The organism is Pseudaquabacterium terrae, from assembly GCF_013266755.1.
Lineage (GTDB): Bacteria > Pseudomonadota > Gammaproteobacteria > Burkholderiales > Burkholderiaceae_C > Pseudaquabacterium > Pseudaquabacterium terrae.
Genome location: NZ_JABRWJ010000009.1, coordinates 329,671 through 355,115 on the forward strand (window position 1 = coordinate 329,671; position 25,445 = coordinate 355,115).

Here is a 25,445-nt window from a genome sequence, read left to right on the forward strand (position 1 = left end):
ATGAACATGCGCCTGCGCCGACCGTTGCGAGGATTCACACTGATCGAGGTATTCGTCGGTGTAGCGATTCTGGTCATCATCCTGGGTCTGGGCGTACCGTCGCTACGCGATTGGATGATCGCCCAGCGGGTGAGCTCGGTCGCAAGTGAATTGGCGACGGACATGCGCTTTGCTCGATCAGACGCCACCAGCGGCAACGACGGCGGCGGAGTCGACTTCAAGAACACGGCGAATGGCTGTTACACCGTCTTTCGCGGGACACCGCCACGGGGCGCGAGCTGCGATTGCACGCGCCCGGCCGGGACCGTGTGTACGGGACCGCTCCTGGAGCTCAAGACCGTCGTGCTACCGGCCGGTGAAGACGTCTCGATCAACGCGTCGGCTTCAAGGGTGCTCTACGCCACGGGCGCGACGTTGACGTTGGTCACCGGAGCCGCAGCAACAAGCCGCGTGGTCACTGTCGACGGTGGCGGTACGCGCAAGCTGCACGTGATCACCACCACCGCCCTGCACCATCCGCGGGTATGCAAGCCCAGCGGTTCAACCATACCGGGATTCCAGTCGTGTCCCTGACCTGTCACTTCCCGCATCGCTCGCGCGCCGGCCGAACGCATCGCGTTTCGGGCTTGTCGATCGTCGAATTGCTCGTCGGCATTGCGGTCGGCTTGTTCGTCCTGGCGGGTGCGACCATGGTTGCATCGAACCAGATATCCGACAACAAGCGCCTGCTGCTCGAGACGCAGATTCAGCAAGACATGCGCGCGGCCATGGACATCATCGTCCGTGACATTCGCCGCAGCGGCTTCAGCTTCCACGCTGACCGCCCGCAAGCCGTGGGGGGGGCCGTGCCGGTCCTGAACGGTTACAGCCCTGCTGGCGTGCTGAACGCCGGCACTGAGCTGGAATACACGTACTCGCAGGAGACGACTGCTTCGGAAAACAATGTCGCGGACCCCGATGACTTCCGTGGCTTCCGCCTGCAGGGCGAGGCGATTCAGGTCCAGTTGGGCCAAGGCAAATTTCAGGCACTGACCGACCCCAGCGTCGTCCGGATCACCACCTTCACGGCGATTCCCGCCGTCACGGTACTGAATCTGCCCACTTGCCCGGCACCGGGGCCGTGCCCCAGCGCGAATGCCTGCGGCAACCAACGCATCGAGACGCGAAACATCGTGCTCGTGATGGTCGGCCAGGCCCTCAACGATCCCAGTGTGCAGCGCCGCATCGACGCGACCGTTCGCGTTCGCAACGACCGGGTATGCCTGTGACCGCTTCCGCCTTGCGAATGGCTGGCAGCCAACGGGGTGCCGCGACCCTGGCGGTCGTGATGGTGCTGTTCTTCATTCTGGCAATGGTGGCCGCCTACACCAATCGCAACCTGATCTTCGAGCAGCGGACTTCGGCCAACAGTTATCGGTCGGCACGGGCGCTCGCCGCCGCCGACGCAGGCGTCGATTGGACGATCGCGATGCTCAATGGCGGCATCATCGGCCCCGATTGCACGGCCGCCGGGGCCACCGACGACTTCCGCACGCGTTACCTGAGCCTGCAGTTCGACGGCACCTACCTCGCCAACAAGTGGCCGGCCATCTCGCCGACAGATCCGGAGCAGGCACAGCCGGCTTGCGCAGCGACCGACCCCGCCACCGGAACCGGTGCCTGGGACTGCAGATGCCCTCTCGGCCCACCCGCGCTGCTCGACCATGCCAATGCCGCGAATCCGGTGTTCGCGGTGAACTTCGGAGCGCCTGACAAGCCGGGCGTCACGGTCCTTCATTTGCAAGCCTGCAACTCCGCACGCAGCGGCACGGTGACGGGCGCCAACATGAATGCGTTCGGCGCCTGCCATGTGAACGACATTGACAGCACCGATCCGAGCCGGCAGGCGCGGCTGGCCGTGGATTCTTCAGCGACGATCCGGGTGTCGCTGGGTCTGCTGAGTGCGCTGCCGAACTCGCCAACCGCAGCGATGACCGTCGTCGGGACCATTACGCAGCCACTCGGCACGACATTGCGAGCGGTCAACGCCGATCCGTCGACCGGTCTCGCATTGCGCGCCGGCGGTGCCATTGGTAATCCGGCTGCCATCCAGGCGGTGGGACCGGCCGGCAGCACGTTCTCGACGCAACGACCCGGCGACAGCGATCTGAACAGCGTAGCCGCCGCCGACTTCTTTCGCCAAGTCTTCGGCATGCCTGCCGCCAACTATAGCCAGCAACCAGCCGCCGTCATCCTGGATTGCGGCGGCGGATGCGGTGCCGCGGCGAGCCTGACGACAGCGGCGACCCAGAATCCGACGCGCATCATCTTCGTCGATGGCAACCTGACCTTCGATGCAGCCGCGGCCTACGGCTCAGCCTCGCAGCCGACGATGCTGGTGGCCACGGGCAACGTGACGGTAGCGCAGCCGATCACCTTCAATGGCGTGATCTTCGCAGGCGGCAATTTGACCTGGAGCTCCGCCGGTGGCGTCGTCAACGGTGCGGTGATCGTCGGCGGCAACTACACGGGCACCGGCGACGCGGCAGTGGCGTACGACAGGGCCATCGTGGAACGAGTTCGACAGTTCTATGGATCATTCGTCCGTGTGCCGGGCAGTTGGAATACGGAGAAGCGCTGAGATGGCACGCCATAGCAGACCCAGCCCGCGGGGCGTCGCGTTGGTCGAGGCGCTGGTCGCGATGGCCATCATGGCGTTCGGCATGCTCGCCGTCGTCGGCGTTCAAGGCACGATGCGCTTCAATGCCGACATCGCCAAGCAAAGAGCCGAAGCGACGCGCTTGGCCGAATCCGAACTCGAACGCATCCGCGCGTTCAGCACCGTCGGCAGTGGCGACGCGGCAGATTCGGAATACGACCACATCGCCAGCTTGCAGGGCGAGACCACGTTCACAGGAGTGAACGCCACGTTTCGCCTGGCGCGTACGGTGACGCTGTCACCGAGCGGTCAACACAAATCGCTTGCCGTGATCGTCAGGTGGAATGACCGCATCGACGTCGAACAGACCGTGTCGCTCTACGACGTGATCTCTCGTGCCGACCCGTTGCTCTCAGGCCTCGTGATGGCGGCGAAGCCGCTGTCGGTCGTGGGTCGCCGCGAGGGGCGGCATCCCACCATCCCGATCGGCGCGAAGGATCTCGGCGACGGCACGAGCATGTTCAAGCCGAAGGAGTCCGGCACGATCGCCTGGGTCTTCAACAATGCCACCGGTGCGATCACCCACACCTGCACCGGTGTGACGACCGCCTCCGCCTCGTTGACCACCGGCGACAAGTCAGCCCACTGCGTCGCGTTGTCGATATCGGCGCAGCTCCTTTCGGGCGAAATCCGTTTCAACCTGCGTGGCGCGACCAAGGATCTCGCCAATGGCTTCAGCGCCATCAAGCCGGCCGACGGGGCTGACGTGGCCTGGGTGATCGATCATGCGACGCTGCGCGTCGCTCGGATCTGCCCTGTTTCGGCCGGGACGACGACCAGTTCGCTGACCGCCGCCGACGTTTCCGCAGGATGTACGACGGCCAGCATGCCGATCTCGCCTTTCGACCCGGCCGATGCGAGCCATACGCTCGTCGCGGCGGACTCGGAAGTGCCGCTGTGGCCTTCGCTACCCGTCGGTGTCGAGTTGGCATCGCCGCTGCCCGGCGTCTCGAGCTATCTTTGCGTCACGAACGCGGATACCTCGATGTTCTCGCCGGCCGCCGCCCCGCAAACCTCGGTGCAGTACTTTTGCATCATCCAGCCGACATCGACTTCGGGCTGGGGCGGCAAAGCCAACCTGGCACCGGTCGCCTACAGCGACCGCAATCAGGCCGTCTGGTCGATCGGCACGACGGCGGGTACCTACCGCACCTGCCGCTACACGCAGGCCTCGACGGATTTCACTGAGAACGTCGATCATCCGAAGACCTATTCCGAGTGGTCATCGACGTGTGGCGCCGATCTGAACTGCCGCAAGGTCACCGGCAATCTGGTGAATCAGAATTTCCTTGTCATTGCAGGAACCAAGACCTGCCCCACGGACACGACGGCGACACCGGCCAGCGGTGATCTCGTCAACAGCAATACGCGGCCGCACCAACCTTGATTCGAGGGCGCGTTCGTGTGGCCGCTCAGTGCAGGCTGCTGATTCGCACCGCCGGCGTGCTGAACTCGCGGCCGACGACGGCGCGGGCATAGAGGTAGTTGCAGCGCGCGCGATCGCTCAGCGCGTCGAGATCGACACGACCGGTCGCGTCGCACGGGAAGGACATGCCGCGCCCTTCGATGAAGAGCGAGTCGAAGCGCAGTTCGTAGCGGGCGGCGTCGTTGTGGCAGGCGCTGTGCATGTTCGACCTCGGGTGCGGTGCTTTGCGAATCGGATGTGCAAAGCTTAGGCAATTCCGCTTGCCGGCGCCTTCGGCCTGCCGCTGTATAACAGGTCGGTGACTGGCCGCCCCGCGTGTAGGAAGTTGCCCGACAGCTCGGCCGCGACGTGGCAATTCACACGCTGAAAACACAAACGCCACCTCGAAGGTGGCGTTGCGCTGCTTGAAGACTTTGGCGGAGTGGACGGGACTCGAACCCGCGACCCCCGGCGTGACAGGCCGGTATTCTAACCAACTGAACTACCACTCCGCGGCGGCTTGAAGCAAGTCTTGCACTATAGCATGGCTTTCTGAGGGCCGGCAACAGAGCGCGCAGATTCAAGCGCCGAACCGGCTGCGCGGCGGCGTGCTGGCGACAATGCCCGCCATGCAAGCCGTCCTGTTGATGATCGTTGCGACACTGCTGTTCGCGACGATGAGCGTGGCCGTCAAGCTCGCCTCCGCGCAGTACGGCACCGGCGAGATCGTGTTCTACCGCGGGCTGATCGGCGCCCTGATGATCGCCGGGCTGTCGCGCTGGCGCGGCGTCGCGCTGCGCACGCCGGTGCCGGCGATGCACTTCTGGCGCAGCGCCAGCGGCGTCGCGGCGCTGATGCTGTGGTTCTACGCGATCGGCAACCTGCCGCTGGCGACCGCGGTGACGCTGAACTACATGTCCTCGGTGTGGATGGCGATGTTCCTGATCGGCGGTGCGGTGCTGCTCGGTGCGGCGCGGGTCGATGGCCGGCTCGTGCTGTCGGTAATGGTCGGCTTTGCGGGCGTCGCGCTGATCCTGCGGCCGACGATCGCGCACAACCAGCTCTGGCACGGCATGGCCGGCCTGCTGTCCGGGATGCTGGCGGCGATGGCCTACCTGCAGGTGACTGCGCTCGGCCGCGCCGGCGAGCCGGAGCTGCGCGTGGTGCTGTACTTCTCGCTCGGCAGCGTCGCCGCCGGCGCGGTCACCGCCGCCTTCGAAGGCGTGCACCCGCACACCGTCACCGGCGTGCTGCTGCTGCTGGCCACGGGCCTGCTGGCCACGGTGGCGCAGTTGCTGATGACACGCGCCTACTCCATCGGCCGGCCGCTGGTGAACGCCAGCCTGCAGTACCTGGGCATCGTCTTCTCCTTCGGCTACGGGGTCTGGCTGTTCGGCGACCCGGTGACCTGGATGGCGCTGCTCGGCATGGCGCTGATCGTCGCCGCCGGCATCGGCGCGAGCCGCTTGCGCAGCCAGGCCGCACCGCAGTCCAATACACCGACGAGCGAGTCATGAGCACCCCCAAACCTGCCGCTTCGCGTCAGGCCCCCCGAGGGGGGTCAAGCAAAGTGGCAGAGCCACATTTGCTTGAGGCTCGACCAGTCCCGCAAGGAGGTTGACCATGTACAAGCGCATCCTCGTTCCGACCGACGGCTCCGACATCACCGCCCACGCGGTGGAAACGGCGCTGACCCTGGCCAAAGCCCTCGGCGCGACGGTGGCGACCGTCAGCGTCAAGGAGCCCTTCCCGTACAGCGCGATATCCGAGATGCAGCCGGTGCCGCCGCAGGAGTTCTACGACGCGCAGGAGCGCATCGCGGCTTCCCGCGTCAAGGCGGTGGTCGATGCGGCCCAGGCGGCCGGACTGGCCTGCGAGGCCTACACTGTCGAAGCGCTGCACCCGTGGGAAGCGATCCTCGACCAGGCCAAGCAGCTCGGCTGCGACCTGATCGTGATGGCCTCGCACGGCCGCCGCGGCGTGGCTGCAATGCTGCTGGGCAGCGAGACAAACCGGGTGCTGACGCACAGCCACCTGCCGGTGCTGGTCGTCAAGTGAGTTGCCCGGCTCAGGCGGCGACGGCTGCCTCGGGGTAGAAGGCCTGCGGGGCCAGCCGCGGGCGTGAGGCCGGCTCCGGCACGCTGCTGGTGATGGCGTACTCGCTGCGCGCGGTATCGCGCAGCGCCGGCGCGGCGACCGCCCGGCCCTGCGATGTCGTCAGCGTCGCCACCCATGGGGCATTCGCGCTGCGGCCGCGGCGCACGACGATGCCGAGCTCGCCCGAGGTCAGCCGCACCAGGCAGCCCGGCGGGTAGATGCCGAATTCCTTGATCAGCAGCGCGGCCAGCGGATCGCCCGGATTCTCGATGAAGAGCTGGCGCGCGGCCAGCTGCGCCGGCAGCGCCGACCGCGTCGCGCGGGCGCTGTGCTTGGCGGTGAACTGATCGGTCAGCCGCAGCAGCTGCGCCATCGTTCCCGGCTCGGCCCGGTTGCGCGGATAACCGCCGCCGCCGCGCCGCTCGTGATGGTCCTCGACAGCGGCCAACCACGGTTCGTCGTCCAGGCCCGCGGCGCGCAGCAGGCGCACGGCCTGCGTCGGATGCTCGTGGATCAGCTCGCGCTGGCGCTTCGTCGGCGGCGATGGCTGCCGCGCCAGCACGCCCTGCAGATCGATCATCGCGAGGTTCATCGTCAGCGCCGCGCCGATCACCCGCTGCTGGTCGTTGCGATCCCAGCCCAGCCGCTGGGCCAGCAGGTTGCAGACGCAGGCGACGTGCAGCGCATGCGTGATGCCGTAGGTCTCGAAGCGGCCGTGGTCCTGGCGCAGGATCAGGTACAGCAGCAGGTCGGTGTTGATCTCGGACAGCGCGTGCACGTGCAGCGCGGCTTCGCGCACGCGCTGCAGGAAGAGCTTTTCGAGCGGGTTTGCGAGCACCGTGGCCAGGTTGCTGCAGAGCTTGTCCCAGCGCTCGAAGGGCGTGCCGGTCGCGATGTCCGAGGGCGCTGCGGCGGCGGGCGCCGCGTCGGGCTGCGCTGCCGCGGCCTCGCCGGCCTCGACGAACACGCCGCGCGCGAGCAGCGCCTCCAGCATCGCCTCGCTGTCGACCAGGTGCCCCTTGCCGAGCAGCAGGTGGCCGCGCTCGTCACGCACGCCCCAGGGCAAGGGTCGACCGGGGGCCAGACGGGCCCGCAGTTCGGCCAACGGCAGCAGCTTCATGCCCTCGTTCTTCGGCCCGCGCGGCCGCAGCCTTGAGGCTTGGGCCTCAGTGACTGTGCAACAAACTGCGTGCGAACCAGACCAGCACCAGGCCGAGGCCGATCAGCCCGAGCTGCGCCGCGGTGCCGCGCAAGGGCAAGCGGCGCTGCAGCTGCGGCAGCAGATCCGCCACGGCGACATAGATGAAGCTCGAGCTGGCGACCACCAGCAGGTAGGGGAACAGCGGTTCCCAGGCGCCGACGACGAAATAGCCGAGCACGCCGCCGACCACCGCCGCCAGCCCCGACAGCGCGTTGTACAGCAGCGCCTTCGCGCGGCTGAAGCCGGCGTTCAGCAGCACGATGTAGTCGCCGACCTCCTGCGGAATCTCGTGCGCGATGATCGCCACCGAGGTCACCAGGCCGAGCTTCGGGTCGGCCAGGAAAGCGGCGGCAATGATGATGCCGTCGCAGAAGTTGTGGATGCTGTCGCCGAGCAGCACGCTCCAGCCGCCGCGGCCGGCCTGTTCGGCGTCGAAGTGATGGTGGTGATGGTGGCCGTCGCCTTCATGGTGGTGGCCATGCCGGTACAGCTCGGCCTTTTCGAGCAGGAAGAAGAACAGCAGGCCGCCGAGCAGCGTGATGAACAGGCGCTGCGGCTCGATCTGGCTCTCGAAAGCCTCGGGCAGCACGTGCAGCAGCGCCGTGCCCAGCAGCACGCCGACTGACAGGCTGACGAGCTGGCGCACCAGCACGCCCAGCAGCACCTGCGTCACCGAGGCCGCGATCAGCACCGACAGCAGGCCGCCGACCGTCGTGGCCAGCACGATGTAGAAAAGGGTCATCAGTGCCTGCCCGGCCGCCCGAAGGACACTGAGCGCTTGGGGGCCGCGAACGGAGTGAGCTGGGGGCTGTTCATTCCACGGATCAGGCCACGCCGTGGGCCTTGAACCAGGCGAGGCAGCGCTTCCAGCCGTCGTCGGCCGTTTCCTTGCGGTAGCTCGGCCGGTAGTCGGCATGGAAGGCATGCGGCGCGTCCGGATAGACGACGAACTCGCTCCGCCTGGCCGCCGCGCTGCCGGCCGCCAGCGCAGTCTTCATCTTGTCGACGGTGTCGAGCGGAATGCCGCTGTCCTGCCCGCCGTACAGACCGAGCACCGGCCCGTTGAGCTTGGCGGCCAGGTCGACCGGATGGGCCGGCGTCAGCGGCGTGGCGTTGCCGACCAGCCGGCCGTACCAGGCGACGCCGGCCTTCACCGCCGGGTTGTGGGCGCTGTAGAGCCAGGTGATGCGCCCACCCCAGCAGAAGCCGGTGACGGCAAGCTTCGAGACGTCGGCGCCCTGCCCGCGTGCCCAGGCCACCGTCGCATCGAGATCGCCCATCACCTGCGCGTCGGGCACCTTGTTGATCACCTCGGCCAGCAGCTTGGCGATCTCGCCGTACGAGCCGGCATCCCCCTGGCGCACGAAGAGCTCCGGCGCGATGGCGCAGTAACCCTGCTTCGCGAAGCGCCGCGCGACATCCGCGATGTGCTCGTGCACGCCGAAGACTTCGCTGATCACCAGCACCACCGGCGCGCCGGTCTTGCCCGCAGGCTGCGCGCGGTAGGCCGGCATCTTGAAGTCGCCGACGGGGATCGTCACCTCGCCAACGGTCAGGCCTTGCGTGTCGGTCTTGATCACCGTCTGCGCCGTCACCGGCAGCACCGCGGCGGCGAAACCGACGCCGACGCCACCGCGCACGAAGTCGCGCCGGCTGAAGTCGCGGGTCGGGGTCAGGCTGTCGAGATCCTGTTGCAGCATCGTCGGGCTCCAGTGGGCATCGTCCGAGCGAACGGCGGACGAAAGGCGAGATTCTAGAGAGCCGAACCGCCAGTAGCCGCTAGCATCCCGCCCCATGCCTTCCCGCCCCCCGCGCGCCAGCGCTCCGCTCGCCGCCATCGACATCGGCTCGAACAGCTTCCGGCTCGAGATCGGCCAGTTGCAGCACGGCCGCTACCGCCGCATCGCCTACCTGAAGGACACCGTGCGCCTGGGCGCCGGGCTCGACGACGACGGCTACCTGACCGAAGAGGCCGCGCAGCGCGGCCTGGCCTGCCTGCGGCGCTTCGCCGAGCGGCTGCAAGGCTTCGAGGCGGCCCAGGTGCGCGCGGTCGCGACGCAGACGCTGCGCGAGGCGCGCAACCGCAATGCGTTCCTGGTGCGCGCGGAGGCTGCGCTCGGTTTCCCGATCGAGGTGGTTTCCGGCCGCGAAGAGGCGCGCCTGATCTACGCCGGCGTCGCGCACCTGCAGCCCTCGGACGATCCGCGGCTGGTGATCGACATCGGCGGGCGCAGCACCGAGATGATCCTCGGCAGCGGCACGACGCCGCGCGTGGCCGAGTCGTTCAAGGTCGGCAGCGTCAGCCTGTCGATGCGCTGGTTCGGCGACGGACGGCTGACCGAAGAAGCCTTCCGGCAGGCACAAGTCGCCGCGGGCGCCGAGCTCGAAGAAGCGCTCGAGCCCTTCGCGCCGCGCCATTGGCGCGAGGCGCTCGGCTCGTCGGGCACATCCGGTGCGGTGTCGCAGATCCTGGCCGCCGCCGGCGTCAGCGACGGCCGCATCACGCCCGAAGGCCTGCGCTGGTGCATCGCGCAATGCCTGGCCGCCGGCCATGTCGAGCGGCTCGATCTGCCATCGCTGGCCGCCGACCGCAAGCCGATCATCGCCGGCGGCCTGTCGCTGCTGTACACGCTGGTCACGCATTTCGGCATCGAAGCGCTGCAGCCGGCCAAGGGCGCGCTGCGCCAGGGAGTCATCGTCGACCTGCACGAGCGCCATGCCGCGCTGCGCAGCCGCGCCGGCGGCGGCGACGTGCGCCACGCCAGCGTCGCCGAGCTGCAGGCGCGCTTCGACGTCGACCGGGCGCAGGCCGCGCGCGTGCGCGCGATCGCCACCACGCTGTTCGCCGCTGCGCGGCCGGAGGCCGACGACGAGGCGCTGCGCGAGCTCGGCTGGGCCTGCGATCTGCACGAGATCGGGCTGATGGTTTCGCACCACGACCACCATCGCCACAGCGCCTACCTGATGTCGCATGTCGACGCCGCGGGCTTCTCGCAGAGCCAGCAGCGCCGCATCGCCGACCTGGTGCTCGGGCAGCGCGGGGGCCTGCGCAAGATCGAGGCGCAGCTGGCCGGCGAGCTGTTCGCCTGGCAGGTGCTGGCGCTGCGGCTGGCGGCGATCAAGTGCCATGCGCGCGGGCCGGTGCGCAGCGACGCGCTGCGCCTGGCGCGCAGCGGCCGCCATGCGGTGCTCGGATTCGACGGCGCCTGGGCGGCAACGCATCCGCGCACGCTGCACCTGCTGCGCGAGGAAGCCGACGGGTGGCAGAAGCTCGAATCGCCGCGGCTGGCGCTGGCGCAGGACGCCTGACTACAGCTTCTCGGGCGTGCGCACCGACACCAGAACGACCTCGGCGCCATCCTCGCGGTCACGGTGCCGCAACCACCACACGGCGCCCTTGCGCACCGCCCAGGCCGGCGCCTGCACCGCGGCGGCGCCGGCCATCAGGTAGGCCGCGACCTGGCCGAGCGTCGGCTGGTGGCCGATCACCAGCACCGGCTCGCGCGCATCCGGCCAGCGCGCCGCTTCGAGCAGCTGGTTGACGCCGGCGCCGGGCGCCAGGCCGTCGACGATGCGCTGCTTGCGGCCGAGCGCATCAGCCGTCTGACGCGTGCGCAGCGCCGGGCTGACGAGTACCCGCGTGCTCTCCGGCAGGAAGCGGTTCAGCCACTCCGACATCCGATGCGCCTGCTTGATGCCGCGCGGGGTCAACGGGCGCTCGAGGTCCGACTCGCCGTCCGCCGCTTCGCGCGCCTCTGCATGGCGCCACAGGATCAGGTCCACCGCTCACTCCTCACGCGATCACCCCATAACGCGCCATCAGCGCGGCCTGTGCTCCCGGCCCGTCGTCGGCAATGCGGTTGTAGCTGCCGTCGGGCGCCTGCTGCCAGGCGTCGCGGCGGTCGTGCAGGTAGGGCACCAGGCACTCGTCGATCACGCGCTGGCGCAGCGCGGGGTCGCGCACGCTCCAGGCCACCTCGATGCGGCGGAACATGTTGCGGCCCATCCAGTCGGCGCTCGACAGGTACAGCACCTCGTCATCGTCGGTCGGGCCCCAGCGGAAGTACAGCACCCGTGTGTGCTCGAGGAAACGGCCGACGATCGAACGCACGCGCACGCGCTCGGTGACGCCGGGGATGCCGGGCGGCAGCATGCAGGCGCCGCGCACGATCAGGTCGACCTCGGCGCCGGCCTGCGCCGCGGCGATCAGCGCGCCGATCAGCGCCGGCTCGGTCAGCGCATTGACCTTGATCACGACCCGCGCCGGCTGCCCGGCCGCCGCCGCCTGCGCCACCGCAGCCAGGTGCTGCATCAGCCGCCGGTGCAGCTGGAAGGGCGCGGTCACCAGGTGGCGCTGCGAACGCACGCGCGTCAGGCTGGTGAGCTGGTGGAAGACCGCATCGGCGTCGGCGGTCAGCTGCGCATCGGCGGTCAGGATGCCGGCGTCGGTGTACAGCCGCGCGGTGGGCGGGTTGTAGTTGCCGGTCGACAGGTGCGCGTAGCGGCGCAGCAATGTCTGCCCGCGCGGGCCGGCCTCGCGGCGCGTGATGAGCAGCAGCTTGGCATGGGTCTTGAAGCCGACGATGCCGTACACCACCTGCGCGCCCACCGCCTCCAGCCGCTCGGCCCAGTTGATGTTCGCTTCCTCGTCGAAGCGTGCCTTCAGCTCGACGACGACGGTCACGTCCTTGCCGCGCCGCGTGGCGTCGATCAGCAGGTCCATCAGCACCGACTGGCTGCCGGTGCGGTAGATCGTCATCTTGATCGCCAGCACGTCCGGATCGGCCACCGACTCGCGCAGGAACTGCACCACCGGGTCGAAACTCTCGTACGGGTGGTGCAGCAGCACGTCGCCCTGGCGCAGCCGCGCCAGGATCGATTGCCCGCGCGGCAGCCGGCGCTCGGGCCAGGCCGGCTCGTACGGTGGGAAGCGCAGCTCGGGCGACTCGACCTGGTCGATCAGCTGGTTCAGCCGCACCAGGTTCACCGGCCCGTTGACGCGGTAGAGCGCCGCTTCCGGCAGGTCGAACTGGCCGAGCAGGAAGCGCCACAGCGCCTCCGGGCAGGTGCTGACGACCTCGAGCCGGATCGCCTCGCCGAAATGGCGCGTCGTCAGGCCGGTGCGCATCGCCTGGCGCAGGTTGGCGACGTCGACCTCGTCGACCTCGAGGTCCGAATCGCGCGTGACGCGGAACTGCGAGAACGATTCGACCGGCCGCCCGGCGAAGAGCGTTTCCAGGTGCGCGCGGATCACGCTGGTCAGCAGCACGAAGCCCTGCTCACCCGCAGCGCACAGCTCGCGCGGCAGTGCGATCACCCGCGGCAGCGCGCGCGGCACCTTGACGATGGCGATCGAGCTCGCGCGGCCGAAGGCGTCGCGGCCGCCCAGGCGGACGATGAAGTTCAGCGACTTGTTGGCAACCTGCGGGAACGGATGCGCCGGATCCAGGCCGACGGGCACCAGCAGCGGCCGCACCTGCTGCTCGAAGTAGCGGTCGACCCAGGCGCGCTGCGCCTCGTTGCGCTGCGCGTGGTTGATGATCACGATGCCCTTGCGCTGCAGCTCGGGCATCAGCTCGTCATTGAAGAGCGCGTACTGCGTGTCGATCAGCGCATGGGCCTCGGCGGCCACCGAGCGCAGCGCATCGCGCTGCGGGCTGGCGCCGGGCACGCTGCGCAGCGCCTCGATCGCATCGGCGAAGCGCACCTCGAAGAACTCGTCCATGTTCGACGAGACGATCGTGATGTAGCGCAGCCGCTCGAGCAGCGGCACGTCCTCGCGCCGGGCCTGGGCCAGCACGCGGCGGTTGAATTCGAGGATCGCTTGTTCGCGGTTCAGCAGCGGCGGCAGGGCCGGCTGCAAGGGGCCGTCAGGAGTCATCGGCGCGAATCTATGACAGTTGTGCGACAGAACGGTGACGGTGTTTGACTGCATGCCGGTCCGCAACAGCCCGACGCGCATGCTGGCGAGCGCCCATGACACGGCCATGAATTCCGCGCTACCCTCCCGGCACATGAAGCCCGATCCGCTGCTCGCCGTTCGCCGCCTGGCCGCCTGGGCCGGCCTGCTCGGCGCCATCGTCGGGATCACGGGGCTCGTCGGCTGCGGCGGCGGCGGGGGTGGCGGCGCCAGCCCGGCACCCCCGCCTGCCGAACCCACGTTCACCGACCGCACGGTCTACTCGAACGCCGCGAACGCCTCGCTGGCCACGCCCAGCGAAGCACGCGCGGTCACGCGCCACACCTGGGCCAGCGGCACCCGCACGCTGGCCTACACCGCGACCGCCGGCCACCTGACGGCCACGCAGGTCGGCACGGGCACAGCGCAGGCTTCGTTCTTCTACGTCGCCTACACGCTCGACGGCGCGGCCCTGCCGACACGCCCGGTGACCTTCTTCTTCAACGGCGGCCCCGGCTCGGCGTCGATGTGGCTGCACCTCGGCTCGTTCGGCCCGAAGCGGCTGGCCGCCAACATGCCGAGCAACCAGCTCGTCGACCGCTTCGCGCTGGTCGACAACGCCGAAACACTGCTCGATGTCAGCGACCTGGTGTTCGTCGACGCGGTCGGCACCGGTCAGTCGCAGGCCATCGCGCCGATGACCAATCGCATGTTCTGGGGCGTCGAGGCCGACGCACGCGTCTTCCGCGACTTCATCGCCCGCTGGCTCGAGGTCAACGGCCGCCGCGAGTCGCCGCGCGTGGTCTTCGGCGAGTCCTACGGCACGCTGCGCGCGGCGCTGCTGGCCGAGGAGCTCGAAGCTGCCGGCGTCGGTGTCGATGGCGTCGTGCTGCTGTCGTCGATCCTCGACTACAACAGCAATTGCGCGGTGTTCGACCCCGGCTTTGTCAACTGCGCCGGCTTCCTGCCGAGTTACGCGGCCACGGCGGCGCATTTCAACGCCGCCACGCCGCCGCCGGCGGATGTCGATGCCTTCGTGCTCGGCTCGATGGACTTCGCCGACCAGCGTTATGGCCCGGCCGTCGCCGCCTTCCTCGCCGGCACCGGCCAGCCGGACACGACGCTGATCAGCCAGCTCGCCGCGATGAGCGGCGCGCCCGTTGGGACCTGGCAGCAGCAGTTCAGCCTGCAGCCCGACCTGTACCGCGAGCGCTTCCGGCCCGGCCAGCTGATCGGTCGCTACGACTCGCGCATCATCGGCGCGGTCGGCAGCGCGCTGGCGCGCGATGGCGACCCTTCGCTGACGGTGATCGAGACCCCGTTCGTCAATGCGATCAACGAGCTGCTGCCGCAGACGCTGAACTACCGCAACCCGTCGCCCTACGTGAGCTTCACGCTGGCGGCGATCAACAACTGGCAATGGCTGCACGACGGCAAGGGGCTGCCCGACGGCGTGCCCGACCTCGCCGCCGCGATGCTGCTGAACCCGCGGCTGCGCGTGCTGTCGCTGAACGGCCGCCACGACCTGGCGACGCCCTTCCACCAGACCGTGCTCGACCTGCGCCGCTTCGGCAACCGGCCGACCATCAGCGTGCAGCACATTCCCGGCGGCCACATGACCTACCTCGACGACAACGGCCGGCGCGCGCAGCGCGAGGTGCTGGGAAACTTCTACCGCAGCCTGAGGACGACGCCATGAAGCGCCGCGTGTTGGCACTGGCCCTGGCCGCGCTGGCCGGCAGCGCGCTCGCCGCCGACGAACCGCGCCTGCGCCGCAGCGATCCGTGGGTCGCGCCCGAAGCGCGTTTCCGCAGCGCCGAGCCGCCGGCCGAAGGCGCCGCGCTCGACGCGCAGGCGCTGGCCAAGCTGAAGCGCCGCTTCGACGCCGCCGATGCGCAGCGCAGCGGCGCGATCAGCCGCGCGCAGGCCGAGCGCGCCGGCCTCGGCTTCGTCGCGCGGCACTTCGAGCAGATCGACCGGCGCGCCAGCGGCAGCATCAGCTTCGAGGACCTGCAGCGTTACCTCGCCGAGCGCGAACGGGTGCGCTGAAGGCTCAGTGGGCTTCGTCCCAGTTCGCGCCGACGCCCACTTCGGCCAATAGCGGCACGCTCAAGTCCGCGACGCCGGCCATCAGCCTCGGCACCTCGGCGCGCACCCATTCCAGCTCGCCCTCGGGCACCTCGAACACCAGCTCGTCGTGCACCTGCATGACCATCGCGGTCTGCTTGGCGCCCGCATCGAGCGCGCCCTGCACGGCGAGCATCGCCAGCTTGATCAGGTCGGCCGCGGTGCCCTGCATCGGCGCGTTGATCGCCTGGCGTTCGGCACCGGCGCGGCGCGGGCCGTTGCCGCCGCGGATCTCCGGCAGCTCGATGCGGCGGCCGAACAGGGTCTCGACATAGCCGAGCTGCGCGGCCGAGCGCTTGGTCTCGTCCATGTACTGCTTGACGCCGGCGAAGCGCGCGAAATAACGCTCGATGTACGCGCGTGCGGCCTTCTGCTCGATGCCCAGCGCTTGCGCCAGGCCGAACGCGCCCATGCCGTAGATCAGCCCGAAGTTGATCGTCTTGGCGTAACGCCGCTGCTCGCCAGTGACGTCTTCCGGCGCGACGTTGAAGACCTCCGACGCGGTCGCGCGGTGCACGTCCATGCCCTCGGAGAAGGCGCGCGTCAGGCCCGGGTCGCCGGAGATGTGGGCCATGATGCGCAGCTCGATCTGCGAGTAGTCGGCCGAGACGATCACGTGCCCCGGCGGCGCGACGAAGGCCTCGCGCACGCGCCGGCCCTCGGGCGTGCGGATGGGGATGTTCTGCAGGTTCGGGTCGTTGCTCGACAGCCGGCCAGTCACCGCGACCGCCTGCGCATAGGTGGTGTGCACGCGGCCGGTGCGCGCATTGACCATCAGCGGCAGCTTGTCGGTGTAGGTGCCCTTGAGCTTCGACAACCCGCGGTGCTCGAGGATCTTGGCCGGCAGCGGGTAGTCGGCGGCCAGCTCCTGCAGCACGTCTTCGTCGGTCGACGGCGCGCCCGAGGCGGTCTTCTTGCGCACCGGCAGGCCGAGGCGGTTGAACAGCACCTCGCCGATCTGCTTGGGCGAGCCGAGGTTGAACGGCCCGCCGGCGACCTCGTAAGCCTGCTGCTCGAGCTGCAGCATGCGCTCGGCGAGCTCGCGGCTCTGGCGCCCCAGCAGCGCACCATCGACCAGCACGCCGTGGCGTTCGATGCGCGCCAGCAGCGCGGACACCGGCAGCTCGATGTCCTCGTAGACGCGCCGGAAGCCGGGGTTGGCCGCGATGCGCGGGTACAGCACCTGGTGCACCTGCAAGGTCATCTCGCTGTCCTCGCCGCTGTACTCGGTGGCGCGCTCGATGTCGACCTGCGAGAACGGGATCTGGTTCGCACCCTTGCCGCAGACATCCTCGTAGCTCAGGCCCTTGCGGCCGAGGTGGCGCTCGGCCAGCTTGTCCAGGCCGTGCAGCAGGTGGGCCTCGAAGACGTAACTCTCGAGCAGCGTGTCGTGGCGCCAGCCGCGCAGCGTGATGCCGTGGTTCGCGAGCACGTGGCTGTCGTACTTGGTGTTCTGGCCGACCTTGCCCGCCGCCGCATCCTCGAGCCAGGGTTTCAGCGCCGCCAGCACCGCGTCGATCGGCAGCTGGTCGGCCGCGCCGGGATGGTTGTGCGCCAGCGGCACGTAGGCCGCTTCGCCCGGCGTGACGGCGAAGGACAGGCCGACGATGCGCGCCGCCATCGGATCGAGCGAATCGGTCTCGGTGTCCAGCGCGGCCAGCTCGGCGCCGCGCAGCACGCTGATCCAGTGCTCGAGCCGCGGCATCGTCAGCACGGTCTCGTAGTGGCGCTTCAGCCCGGCGCCGAGGTCGGGCGGCGCCACTGGCGCCGCCGGCGGCGCGCTGTCGAAGCGCGCGACGGTTGCCTTCGCGGCTTCAGCCGACCCGCGGCCGAGCGCGCTCTCGAGCTCGCGCCGCCAGGCCTTGAAGCCGTAGCGCTCGAAGAAATCGAGCAGCGCCTCGCGGTTCACCTCGCGCAGCGACAGGTTCTCGATCGCCGGCCAGCCGGCGATGTGGTTCGCAAGCTCGCAGTCGGTGACCACGGTGACCAGGCGCTTGCCCTGCGGCAGCCAGTCGAGCGCCTTGCGCAGGTTCTCGCCGGCGACGCCCTTGATGCTGTCGGCCGCGGCCATCACGCCGGCCAGCGAGCCGTGCTCGGCGATCCACTTCGCCGCCGTCTTCGGCCCGACCTTGTCGACGCCCGGAATGTTGTCCACCGCGTCGCCGATCAGCGTCAGGTAGTCGACGATGCGGTCCGGGGGCACGCCGAACTTCGCCTTCACGCCCTCGACATCGAGGCGCTCGTTGCTCATCGTGTTGATCAGCGTGATCCGGTCGGTGACCAGCTGCGCGAGGTCCTTGTCGCCGGTCGAGATCAGCACCTTGTGGCCCTGGCTGGCGCCGACGCAGGCCAACGTGCCGATCGCATCGTCGGCCTCGATGCCGGGCACCTCGAGCACCGGCCAGCCGAGCAGCTTGACCGCCTCGTGGATCGGCGCGATCTGCAGCCGCAGGTCGTCGGGCATCGGCGAGCGGTTGGCCTTGTACTGGTCGTACCAGTCGTCGCGGAAGGTCGGGCCGGGCGCGTCGAACACGCACACGGCATGGCCGGCGCCGACGTCCTCGCGCAGCTTCTTCAGCATCGCGATGAAGCCGTGGATCGCCCCGGTCGGAAAGCCGTCGGGGCTGCGCAGATCGGGCAGCGCGTGGTAGGCGCGGTACAGGTAGCTGGAGCCGTCGACGAGCAGCAGCGTCGGCTCGGTGGCAGTCGGGGAATCACTCATGCGGGCGATTGTGCGTCGGCCCTCGGCGGTCCCCCGGCGGCGCTGCGCGGCACTGCGATGCGCCCGGCGCAGGCCCCTGCGTAGAATCCCGCGGATGTTCCGGCGCCCCCACCCGCGTTCCGTCACGCAACCCTAGAGATTTCCATGGCGGTATTCACGCAGGTCGGCCGCGAAGAAGCGGCCGCGCTGGCCGCGCGCCTCGGCGCCGGCACGCTCCAGTCGATCGAAGGCATCGCCAGCGGCATCGAGAACTCGAACTTCTTCATCGACACCGACCAGGGCCGCTGGGTGCTGACGCTGTTCGAGCGGTTGTCGTTCGAGCAACTGCCCTACTACCTGCGCCTGATGCAGCACCTGGCGCGCCGCGGCCTGCCGGTGCCCGAGCCGCGCGCCGATGCCACGGGCGAGATCCTGCACCGCGTCGCCGGCAAGCCGGCGGCGCTGGTCAATGCGCTGCCGGGCGAGCACCAGCTCGCGCCCGACCAGCACCACTGCGCGCAGCTCGGCCACCTGCTGGCGCGTTTGCACCTGGCCGTCGCCGATTTCCCGCTCGAGCAGCCGAACCTGCGTGGCCTGGCCTGGTGGCAGCAGACCACGCCGCTGCTGCTGCCGCACCTGGCCGAGCCGCAGCGCGCGCTGCTCGAAGAAGAGCTGATCTTCCAGCAGCAGCTGGCCGCGGCGCCGGCCTACCGCAGCCTGCCGCACGGCGCGGTGCATGCCGACCTGTTCCGCGACAACGTGCTGTTCGACGGCCTGCCCGGCCACGAGAAGCTGACCGGCGCCTACGACTTCTATTTCGCCGGCAGCGACAGCTTCGGCTACGACCTCGCGGTGTGCCTGAACGACTGGTGCATCGATGCCGACAGCGGCCGGCTCGACGAGCCGCGCGCGCTGGCGCTGATCGATGCCTACGAATTGGAGCGGCCATTGACGAGCGCCGAGCTGCGCCTGCTGCCCGGCCTGCTGCGCGCCGCCGCGCTGCGCTTCTGGCTCTCGCGGCTGGCCGACTGGCACCTGCCGCGCGAAGCCGCGCTGCTGAATCCGAAGGACCCGCAACACTTCGAGCGGGTCTTGCGCGAGCGCATCGTCGCGCCCTGGCACCCCCCCCGCTGAGCACGCATGGGCCTCCGACTCCGCGTAGTCGCCCCGCCGCGCGGCAGCCACTGGCTGCGCAACGGGCTGACCACCTTCTTCCGCCAGCCGCTCGCCTTTTGCGTGCTGTTCCTCGGCTACCTGGTGGCTGCCAGCGTGATCGGCTGGGTGCCGTGGATCGGCTCGCTGCTGTCGGTGGCGACGGTGCCGCTGCTGTCGCTGGCCTTCATGCTGGCCACGCGCGACGCGCTCGCCGGCCAGCCGGTGCGGCTGCTGCACCTGTTCGCGCTGCGGCGCGAGCCGCCGAAGGCGCGGCGCGCGATGCTGCTGCTGTGCCTGGGCTTCGGCATCGCGGTGATGTTGTTCGTCGAGTTCGCCGTCTGGGCCGGCGGGACGGAGCTGATCGAGGCGATGAAGCCGCTGGCCAAGGCCGACCGCACGGCCCAGGACTTCATGGCCGTGCTGAACAACCCGGTCGTGACGCGCCTCGCGCACACCCTCAGCGCGCTGCTGGCATTGTTGTCGGTGCCGTTCTGGCATGCGCTCGCGCTGGTGCACTGGGGCGGCCAGTCGGCCGGCCAGGCGCTGTTCTCCAGCACGCTGGCGCTGTGGCGCAGCAAGGGCGCCTTCCTGGTCTACGGCCTCGGCTGGCTGGGCTGCGTGGTGGCCGCCAGCCTGTTCGGCGGCGTGCTCGTCGGGCTGCTGACGGCCGCGCTCGGCAACCCGGCGTTCGCGCTGGCCTTCGGCGCGATGGTCTTCGTGGCCCTGAGCGCGGCGTTCTACGTCTCGCTGTGGTTCATGTTCGACGACAGCTTCGAGCTCGACCCGCCGGCAGCGTAGGCGCCGCCTTCAATCGACGGGCGTCAGCTTCGCGATGCCCAGTGCCAGCCACTTCGCGCCATGGCGGCCGAAGTTGACCTGCGCGCGTGCATCGCTGCCGCTGCCTTCGAGCGTCACGATCACGCCTTCGCCGAACTTGTTGTGGAAGACGGTCTGCCCGATGCGCAAGCCATGTTCGGCTTCGCGCGCCTTCTGCAGCATCGGCGGCGGCGGTGGCGCCGCATAGGTCGGCCGGCCCTCGACACGGCCCATGCCGACCACCGAGCCGAGCCCCGAGCCGCGTGACCAGGCGCTCTGGTATTCGCGTGCATAACCCGAGCCGAAGCCCTGGTGCTTCGGCGTCAGCCACTTCAGCGCGCCCTCGGGCAGCTCCTGGATGAAGCGGCTCTTGACGTTGTAGCGCGTCTGCCCGTGCAGCATCCGCGTCTGGCTGAAGCTCAGGTACAGGCGCTGGCGCGCACGCGTGATCGCGACGTACATCAGCCGGCGCTCCTCCTCCAGCCCGTCGCCGTCGGACAGCGAGTTCTCGTGCGGGAACAGGCCTTCTTCGAGCCCGGTGATGAAGACGCAATCGAACTCCAGCCCCTTGGCCGAATGCACGGTCATCAGCTGCAGCGCGTCCTGCCCGGCCTGCGCCTGGTTGTCGCCGGCTTCGAGCGCGGCATGCGTCAGGAACGCGGCCAGCGGCGACTGGATCTCGCCGGTCTCGGCATCCGGCGCCGGAATGTCCGCCGCTGCGCCCACCGGGCTGCCGGCGATCGCACCGGGCGAGGTCTCGTCGACCGGCAGCGCGACCGCATCCTTGCCGAAGCCTTCCTGCGTGACGAAGGACTCCGCGGCATTGACCAGCTCTTCCAGGTTCTCGATGCGCTCGGCGCCTTCCTTCTCGGTGCGGTAGAAGTCGACCAGCCCCGACGCGGCGAGCACCTGGCCGATGATCTCGCGCAGGGTCAGGCCGCGGGTGCGTTCACGCAGGCCGTCGATCAGCGCGTTGAAGGCGGCCAGGTTGTTGCCGCCCTTGCCGGCAACCGCACCGACGCTCTGGTACAGACTTTGCGTGCCGACCTTCGCCGCGTCCTGCAGCAGCTCGATGGTGCGCGCGCCGATGCCGCGCGCCGGGAAGTTGACGACGCGCAGGTACGAGGTGTCGTCGTGCGGGTTCTCGATCAGCCGGAGGTAGGCCAGCGCGTGCTTGACTTCGGCGCGCTCGAAGAAGCGCAGGCCGCCGTACACGCGGTACGGGATGCCGGCATTGAACAGCGCACTCTCAAGCACCCGGCTTTGCGCATTGCTGCGGTAGAGCAACGCAATCTCGCTGCGCGCCACGCCACTGCGGTGCAGGGCCTGCGCTTCATCGAGCAGCCACTGGGCCTCGGCATAGTCGCTCGGATGTTCACCGATGCGCACCAGCTCACCCGGCCCCGCCTCGGTGCGCAGGTTCTTGCCCAGCCGATGCGCGTTGTGCGCGATCAAGGCATTCGCGCTGTCGAGGATGTTGCCGAACGAGCGGTAGTTGCGCTCGAGCTTGATCACCTGCCTGACGTGGTATTCGCGCTCGAAGTCGGCCATGTTGCCGACCTGCGCACCGCGGAAGGCGTAGATGCTCTGGTCATCGTCGCCGACCGCGAACACGCCCTGCGGGCCGGCACCGTCCGGCGCCTGCGGCGGCGCGAACACTTTCAGCCAACGGTACTGCAGCCGGTTGGTGTCCTGGAACTCGTCGACCAGCACGTGGCGGAAGCGCCGCTGGTAGTGCTCGCGCAGGCTGGCGTTGTCGCGCATCAGCTCGTAGGTGCGCAGCATCAGCTCGGCGAAGTCGACCACGCCTTCGCGCTGGCACTGCGCCTCGTAGGCCTCGTAGATCTCGATCATCTTGCGCGTCTGCGGATCCCGCGCCTCCACGTCCTTCGGACGTTGGCCGTCTTCCTTCGAACCTGCGATGAACCAGGTCACCTGCTTCGGCACGAAACGCTGCTCGTCCAGGCCCATCGCCTTGATCACGCGCTTGACCGCCGACAGCTGGTCGCCCGAATCGAGGATCTGGAACGACTGCGGCAGGCCGGCGAGCTTCCAGTGCGCGCGCAGGAAACGGTTGCACAGGCCGTGGAAGGTGCCGATCCACATGCCGCGCACAGCGATCGGCAGCATGGCGGACAGGCGCGTCAGCATCTCCTTCGCCGCCTTGTTGGTGAAGGTCACCGCCAGCAGCCCGCCCGGCGAGACCTGGCCCGTCGACAAGAGCCACGCGATGCGCGTCGTCAGCACCCGCGTCTTGCCGGATCCTGCGCCGGCCAGGATCAGCGACGGCTCCGGACCCAGCGTCACCGCCGCGTACTGCTCGGGGTTCAGGTTGCGCAGCAGCGTCCCGGTGCCGGGAAGGTCGACGAGCGCGCGGTCAGAATGCTGGTCATGCATCCATGGATTTTAGGAGCCGGGCTTTGTCTGCTCGGCGCCACCGCCCAGGCCGCGGCGAGCGACTGCCCACGCGCCGGCGCCCCCGTCACCGAACGTTTCATCTCCGCCGACTGCGCCGATTGCTGGGCCGCGGCCGGCAGCGCCGCCGCGCCGGCCGCCGGCTGGCTGTTCGACTGGATCACGCCGACGCCGGCCGGCAGCGAGGCGGCGCTGGCCACCGCCGCGCCGCCGGAGGCACAGGAGCGCGCCCTGCGCGCCGGTGGCCCCTCGCCGGTGGCCGCGCAGATGCTGACGCTGCGCAGCGCGCTGCCCTCCGCGGTGCCGAAGCTGCGCGTGCTGTCCGGCCCGGCCTGGAACGGCTACTTCGGATTGCAGCTCGAGCTCAGCGGCCGCGTGCCGCCCGGCAGCAGCGGCTGGCTGGCACTGGTCGAGCTGCTGCCCGCCGGCAGCGAAGGCTCCGCGATCGAGCGTCAGCTGGTTCGCCAGGTGGCCGGGCCGCTGCCGCTGGACAGCGCGAAGCGGCCGCTCTCGCACCTGCGCGCGCTGCGCTGGCCGGAGAGCGCGCAGCCCACGCGGCTGCAGGCGCGCGGCTGGATCGAAGCGCCCGACGGCCGGCTGCTGGCGATCGCCAGCGACCGCTGCCCGTCGCGTTGAGCGCGCGCGGGCTGACCACGATGCGCTGGCTGCCCGCCCTGCTGCGACGCCCGCCGAGCCTCGCGCTCGCGCTGCAAGGCGGCGGCGCGCACGGCGCCTTCACCTGGGGCGTGCTCGATGCGCTGCTCGAACGTTTCGACGAGCATCCGATCGAGGCGATCAGCGGCACCAGCGCCGGTGCAATGAACGCGGTGGTGCTGGCGCACGGCCTGCTCGACGGCGGTGCGGAGGGCGCACGCGCCGCGCTGGCGCGCTTCTGGCACGCCGTCGGCACGCAGCTGCCCTTCGAATGGCTGACGCAGGGCGGCGGCAGCGAGACGGCGCTGACGCCCGCCGCGCGCTGGTGGCTGCAATGGTCGCGCCTGCGCTCGCCCTATCAGCGCCTGACGATCGAGCCCGATCCGCTGCGCAGCCTGCTCGATGCGCAGGTCGATTTCGAGCGCCTGCGCCGGTCGCCGGGGCCGCAGTTGCACATCGCCGCGACCCATGCACAGAGCGGCCGGCTGCGGCTCTTCCGCCGCAGCGAGTTGACGATCGACGGCGTGCTGGCCTCGGCCTGCCTGCCGATGCTGCAGCAGGCGGTGATGATCGACGGCGAGCCGTACTGGGACGGCGGCTACAGCGCGAACCCGGCCATCTTTCCGCTGCTCGGCGACGGCGCGGCGAGCGACCTGCTGATCGTGATGCTGAGCCCGTGGCAGCTGGGGCCGCTGCCGACGACGCCGGCCGAGATCCAGCAGCGAGCGATGGACATCGGCTTCAACGCCACCTTCCTGCGCGAGATGCAGGCGATCACGCGGGCGCGTGCCGCGGCGCGCCGGCACTGGTGGCGCAGCCGCACCGAGTCACGGCTGGCACGGCTGCGCTGGCACCTGATCGACGGCCACGAGACGCTGGCCCCGCTGTCGCCCGACAGCCGGCTGATCGCGCACCGGCCCTTCCTCGAGCACCTGCGCGACGCCGGCCGCGCACGGGCGCTGGCCTGGCTGCTGCAGCACGGCCCGTCGGTTGGGCGGCACAGCAGTGCCGACCTGGGCGCCCTCTTCGGCCATCACGCACCCACCCCGCCCAGGGCCATGCCTGCCGCGTAGAATCAGCCACCGGGCCCAAATTCTGGCGCCCGGTTTTCTTTTGTCCGCACCGCCCACGCCTGGCGGCCTTCGCGGACCGAACCGGGACGCCAGGTCAAGCGCTCGCAGCCCAACGCCGGCACTGCACCAACGCCGCGTCAACTGACGAGACCCGCGAATGGAAATCTTCGACTACGACAACATCCTGCTGCTGCCGCGCAAATGCCGCGTCGACAGCCGCGCCGAGTGCGACACCTCGGTCGAATTCGGCGGCCGCCGCTTCAAGCTGCCGGTGGTGCCGGCCAACATGAAGACGGTGGTCGACGAATCGATCACCGAGTCGCTGGCCCGCGGCGGCCACTTCTACGTGATGCACCGCTTCGACCTCGACAACGTGGCCTATGCGAAGCAGATGCGCGACAAGGGCCTGTTCGTGTCGCTGAGCTCGGGCGTCAAGCCGGCGGACATCGCGGTGATCGACCGGCTGGCGGCCGAAGGGGTCGGCGCCGACTACATCACGATCGACATCGCGCACGGCCATGCCGACAGCGTCAAGCGCACGATCGAGCACATCAAGGACAAGCTGCCGCGCACCTTCGTGATCGCCGGCAACGTCGGCACGCCCGAGGGCGTGATCGACCTCGAGAACTGGGGCGCCGACGCGACCAAGGTCGGCATCGGCCCGGGCAAGGTCTGCATCACGCGGCTGAAGACCGGCTTCGGCACCGGCGGATGGCAACTCTCCGCGCTGAAGTGGTGCGCACGTGTCGCGACCAAGCCGATCATTGCCGACGGCGGCATCCGCCACCACGGCGACATCGCCAAGAGCGTGCGCTTCGGCGCCGCGATGGTGATGGTCGGCTCGCTGTTCGCCGGCCACGAGGAATCGCCCGGGCAGACGGTCGAGGTCGACGGCAAGCTGTTCAAGGAGTACTACGGCTCGGCCAGCGACTTCAACAAGGGCGAGTACAAGCACGTCGAAGGCAAGCGCATCCTGGAACCCGTCAAGGGCCGCCTCGACGACACGCTGCGCGAGATGCGAGAGGACCTGCAGAGCTCCATCTCGTACGCCGGCGGCCGCACGCTGGCCGACCTGCGCAAGGTCAACTACGTGGTCCTGGGCGGCGAAAACGCGGGCGAGCACCTGTTCATGTGACGGCGAAGCAACAGGCGCGCGGCATGGTCATCATGCCCCGCGCCTGACATTGCAGAATGAAACGCTCCT

The 25,445-nt window shown here is 69.5% G+C and carries 22 protein-coding genes and 1 tRNA gene; 14 read left to right on the top strand and 9 right to left on the bottom strand.

What is annotated here, in order from left to right:
- The 4 genes from HLB44_RS28245 to HLB44_RS28260 are packed head-to-tail and all read left to right on the top strand — an operon-like array spanning window position 1 to window position 4,085.
- Window positions 1–573 carry a prepilin-type N-terminal cleavage/methylation domain-containing protein gene (locus HLB44_RS28245; RefSeq protein WP_173130937.1) on the top strand — a complete coding sequence of 191 codons (573 nt, stop codon included), beginning with the start codon at window positions 1–3 and terminating at the stop codon, window positions 571–573.
- Window positions 564–1,268 (top strand): PilW family protein, encoded by a 705-nt coding sequence (locus HLB44_RS28250; RefSeq protein ID WP_173130940.1) that lies wholly within the window; start codon window positions 564–566, stop codon window positions 1,266–1,268. The genes HLB44_RS28245 and HLB44_RS28250 overlap by 10 nt, the downstream gene beginning before the upstream one ends.
- Window positions 1,265–2,620 carry a PilX N-terminal domain-containing pilus assembly protein gene (locus HLB44_RS28255; protein WP_173130943.1) on the top strand — a complete coding sequence of 452 codons (1,356 nt, stop codon included), beginning with the start codon at window positions 1,265–1,267 and terminating at the stop codon, window positions 2,618–2,620. Before HLB44_RS28250 ends, HLB44_RS28255 begins: the two co-directional genes overlap by 4 nt.
- A gap of 1 nt (window position 2,621) precedes the next feature.
- Entirely contained in the window at window positions 2,622–4,085 is a 1,464-nt protein-coding gene (locus HLB44_RS28260) for a type IV pilus modification PilV family protein (RefSeq protein WP_173130946.1), read from the top strand.
- A gap of 25 nt (window positions 4,086–4,110) precedes the next feature.
- On the opposite strand, the gene HLB44_RS28265 is transcribed toward HLB44_RS28260, so the two are convergent.
- A complete protein-coding gene (locus tag HLB44_RS28265) occupies window positions 4,111–4,326 on the bottom strand; it encodes a hypothetical protein (RefSeq protein ID WP_173130949.1) in 216 nt (71 codons plus the stop codon).
- Between the two features lie 212 nt (window positions 4,327–4,538).
- A tRNA-Asp gene (locus HLB44_RS28270) sits at window positions 4,539–4,615 on the bottom strand.
- A 117-nt stretch (window positions 4,616–4,732) separates the two neighbouring features.
- On the opposite strand from HLB44_RS28270, the gene HLB44_RS28275 reads away from it, so the two are divergent.
- Window positions 4,733–5,620 (top strand): DMT family transporter, encoded by an 888-nt coding sequence (locus HLB44_RS28275; RefSeq protein ID WP_173130952.1) that lies wholly within the window; start codon window positions 4,733–4,735, stop codon window positions 5,618–5,620.
- A gap of 106 nt (window positions 5,621–5,726) precedes the next feature.
- A complete protein-coding gene (locus HLB44_RS28280; RefSeq protein WP_173130955.1) occupies window positions 5,727–6,161 on the top strand; it encodes a universal stress protein in 435 nt (144 codons plus the stop codon).
- A gap of 10 nt (window positions 6,162–6,171) precedes the next feature.
- On the opposite strand, the gene HLB44_RS28285 is transcribed toward HLB44_RS28280, so the two are convergent.
- The 3 genes from HLB44_RS28285 to HLB44_RS28295 all read right to left on the bottom strand — a co-directional run bounded on the left by HLB44_RS28285 (window position 6,172) and on the right by HLB44_RS28295 (window position 9,101).
- Entirely contained in the window at window positions 6,172–7,320 is a 1,149-nt protein-coding gene (locus HLB44_RS28285; RefSeq protein ID WP_173130958.1) for an HD-GYP domain-containing protein, read from the bottom strand.
- 46 nt (window positions 7,321–7,366) lie between these two features.
- The gene (locus HLB44_RS28290) at window positions 7,367–8,143 is read right to left on the bottom strand and encodes a ZIP family metal transporter (protein WP_173130960.1); all 777 of its coding nucleotides are present in this window, start codon (window positions 8,141–8,143) and stop codon (window positions 7,367–7,369) included.
- A gap of 82 nt (window positions 8,144–8,225) precedes the next feature.
- Window positions 8,226–9,101: a dienelactone hydrolase family protein gene (locus HLB44_RS28295; protein ID WP_173130963.1), complete on the bottom strand. Its 876-nt coding sequence runs from the start codon at window positions 9,099–9,101 to the stop codon at window positions 8,226–8,228.
- 94 nt (window positions 9,102–9,195) lie between these two features.
- Between HLB44_RS28295 and ppx the strand changes: the two genes are divergently transcribed.
- Complete coding sequence (ppx, locus tag HLB44_RS28300; protein ID WP_173130966.1) at window positions 9,196–10,710, top strand: exopolyphosphatase; 1,515 nt, start codon at window positions 9,196–9,198, stop codon at window positions 10,708–10,710.
- Here the strand turns inward: ppx and sixA are convergent, their stop codons facing one another.
- Together sixA and ppk1 are read right to left on the bottom strand one after the other, a co-directional pair.
- On the bottom strand, window positions 10,711–11,184 hold the full coding sequence (gene sixA, locus HLB44_RS28305; RefSeq protein WP_173130969.1) for a phosphohistidine phosphatase SixA: 474 nt from the start codon (window positions 11,182–11,184) through the stop codon (window positions 10,711–10,713).
- 10 nt (window positions 11,185–11,194) lie between these two features.
- Window positions 11,195–13,282 carry a polyphosphate kinase 1 gene (ppk1, locus tag HLB44_RS28310; protein ID WP_246312507.1) on the bottom strand — a complete coding sequence of 696 codons (2,088 nt, stop codon included), beginning with the start codon at window positions 13,280–13,282 and terminating at the stop codon, window positions 11,195–11,197.
- A gap of 133 nt (window positions 13,283–13,415) precedes the next feature.
- On the opposite strand from ppk1, the gene HLB44_RS28315 reads away from it, so the two are divergent.
- A complete protein-coding gene (locus tag HLB44_RS28315; RefSeq protein ID WP_173130973.1) occupies window positions 13,416–14,999 on the top strand; it encodes a S10 family serine carboxypeptidase-like protein in 1,584 nt (527 codons plus the stop codon).
- The gene (locus HLB44_RS28320; protein WP_173130976.1) at window positions 14,996–15,349 is read left to right on the top strand and encodes an EF-hand domain-containing protein; all 354 of its coding nucleotides are present in this window, start codon (window positions 14,996–14,998) and stop codon (window positions 15,347–15,349) included. Before HLB44_RS28315 ends, HLB44_RS28320 begins: the two co-directional genes overlap by 4 nt.
- A 4-nt stretch (window positions 15,350–15,353) precedes the next feature.
- On the opposite strand, the gene polA is transcribed toward HLB44_RS28320, so the two are convergent.
- Window positions 15,354–18,149, bottom strand: coding sequence for a DNA polymerase I (gene polA / locus HLB44_RS28325; protein ID WP_173130978.1), 2,796 nt, complete (start codon window positions 18,147–18,149; stop codon window positions 15,354–15,356).
- 144 nt (window positions 18,150–18,293) lie between these two features.
- Here polA and HLB44_RS28330 point away from each other — a divergent pair, with 144 nt between their 5' ends.
- Window positions 18,294–19,262: a homoserine kinase gene (locus HLB44_RS28330; RefSeq protein WP_173130981.1), complete on the top strand. Its 969-nt coding sequence runs from the start codon at window positions 18,294–18,296 to the stop codon at window positions 19,260–19,262.
- A gap of 6 nt (window positions 19,263–19,268) precedes the next feature.
- Window positions 19,269–20,081: a BPSS1780 family membrane protein gene (locus HLB44_RS28335; RefSeq protein WP_173130984.1), complete on the top strand. Its 813-nt coding sequence runs from the start codon at window positions 19,269–19,271 to the stop codon at window positions 20,079–20,081.
- A 9-nt stretch (window positions 20,082–20,090) separates the two neighbouring features.
- Here the strand turns inward: HLB44_RS28335 and HLB44_RS28340 are convergent, their stop codons facing one another.
- Window positions 20,091–22,496, bottom strand: coding sequence for a UvrD-helicase domain-containing protein (locus HLB44_RS28340; RefSeq protein ID WP_173130987.1), 2,406 nt, complete (start codon window positions 22,494–22,496; stop codon window positions 20,091–20,093).
- Here HLB44_RS28340 and HLB44_RS28345 point away from each other — a divergent pair.
- The 3 genes from HLB44_RS28345 (at window position 22,491) to HLB44_RS28355 (ending at window position 25,376) form a co-directional block, all read left to right on the top strand.
- On the top strand, window positions 22,491–23,150 hold the full coding sequence (locus HLB44_RS28345; protein WP_173130990.1) for a hypothetical protein: 660 nt from the start codon (window positions 22,491–22,493) through the stop codon (window positions 23,148–23,150). The two genes, HLB44_RS28340 and HLB44_RS28345, sit on opposite strands and share 6 nt — an antisense overlap.
- Window positions 23,151–23,170: 20 nt before the next feature.
- Complete coding sequence (locus HLB44_RS28350) at window positions 23,171–24,241, top strand: patatin-like phospholipase family protein (RefSeq protein WP_173130993.1); 1,071 nt, start codon at window positions 23,171–23,173, stop codon at window positions 24,239–24,241.
- Between the two features lie 157 nt (window positions 24,242–24,398).
- Window positions 24,399–25,376, top strand: a complete 978-nt coding sequence (locus HLB44_RS28355; protein WP_173130996.1) for a GMP reductase — start codon at window positions 24,399–24,401, stop codon at window positions 25,374–25,376.
- Window positions 25,377–25,445: the final 69 nt, after the last annotated feature.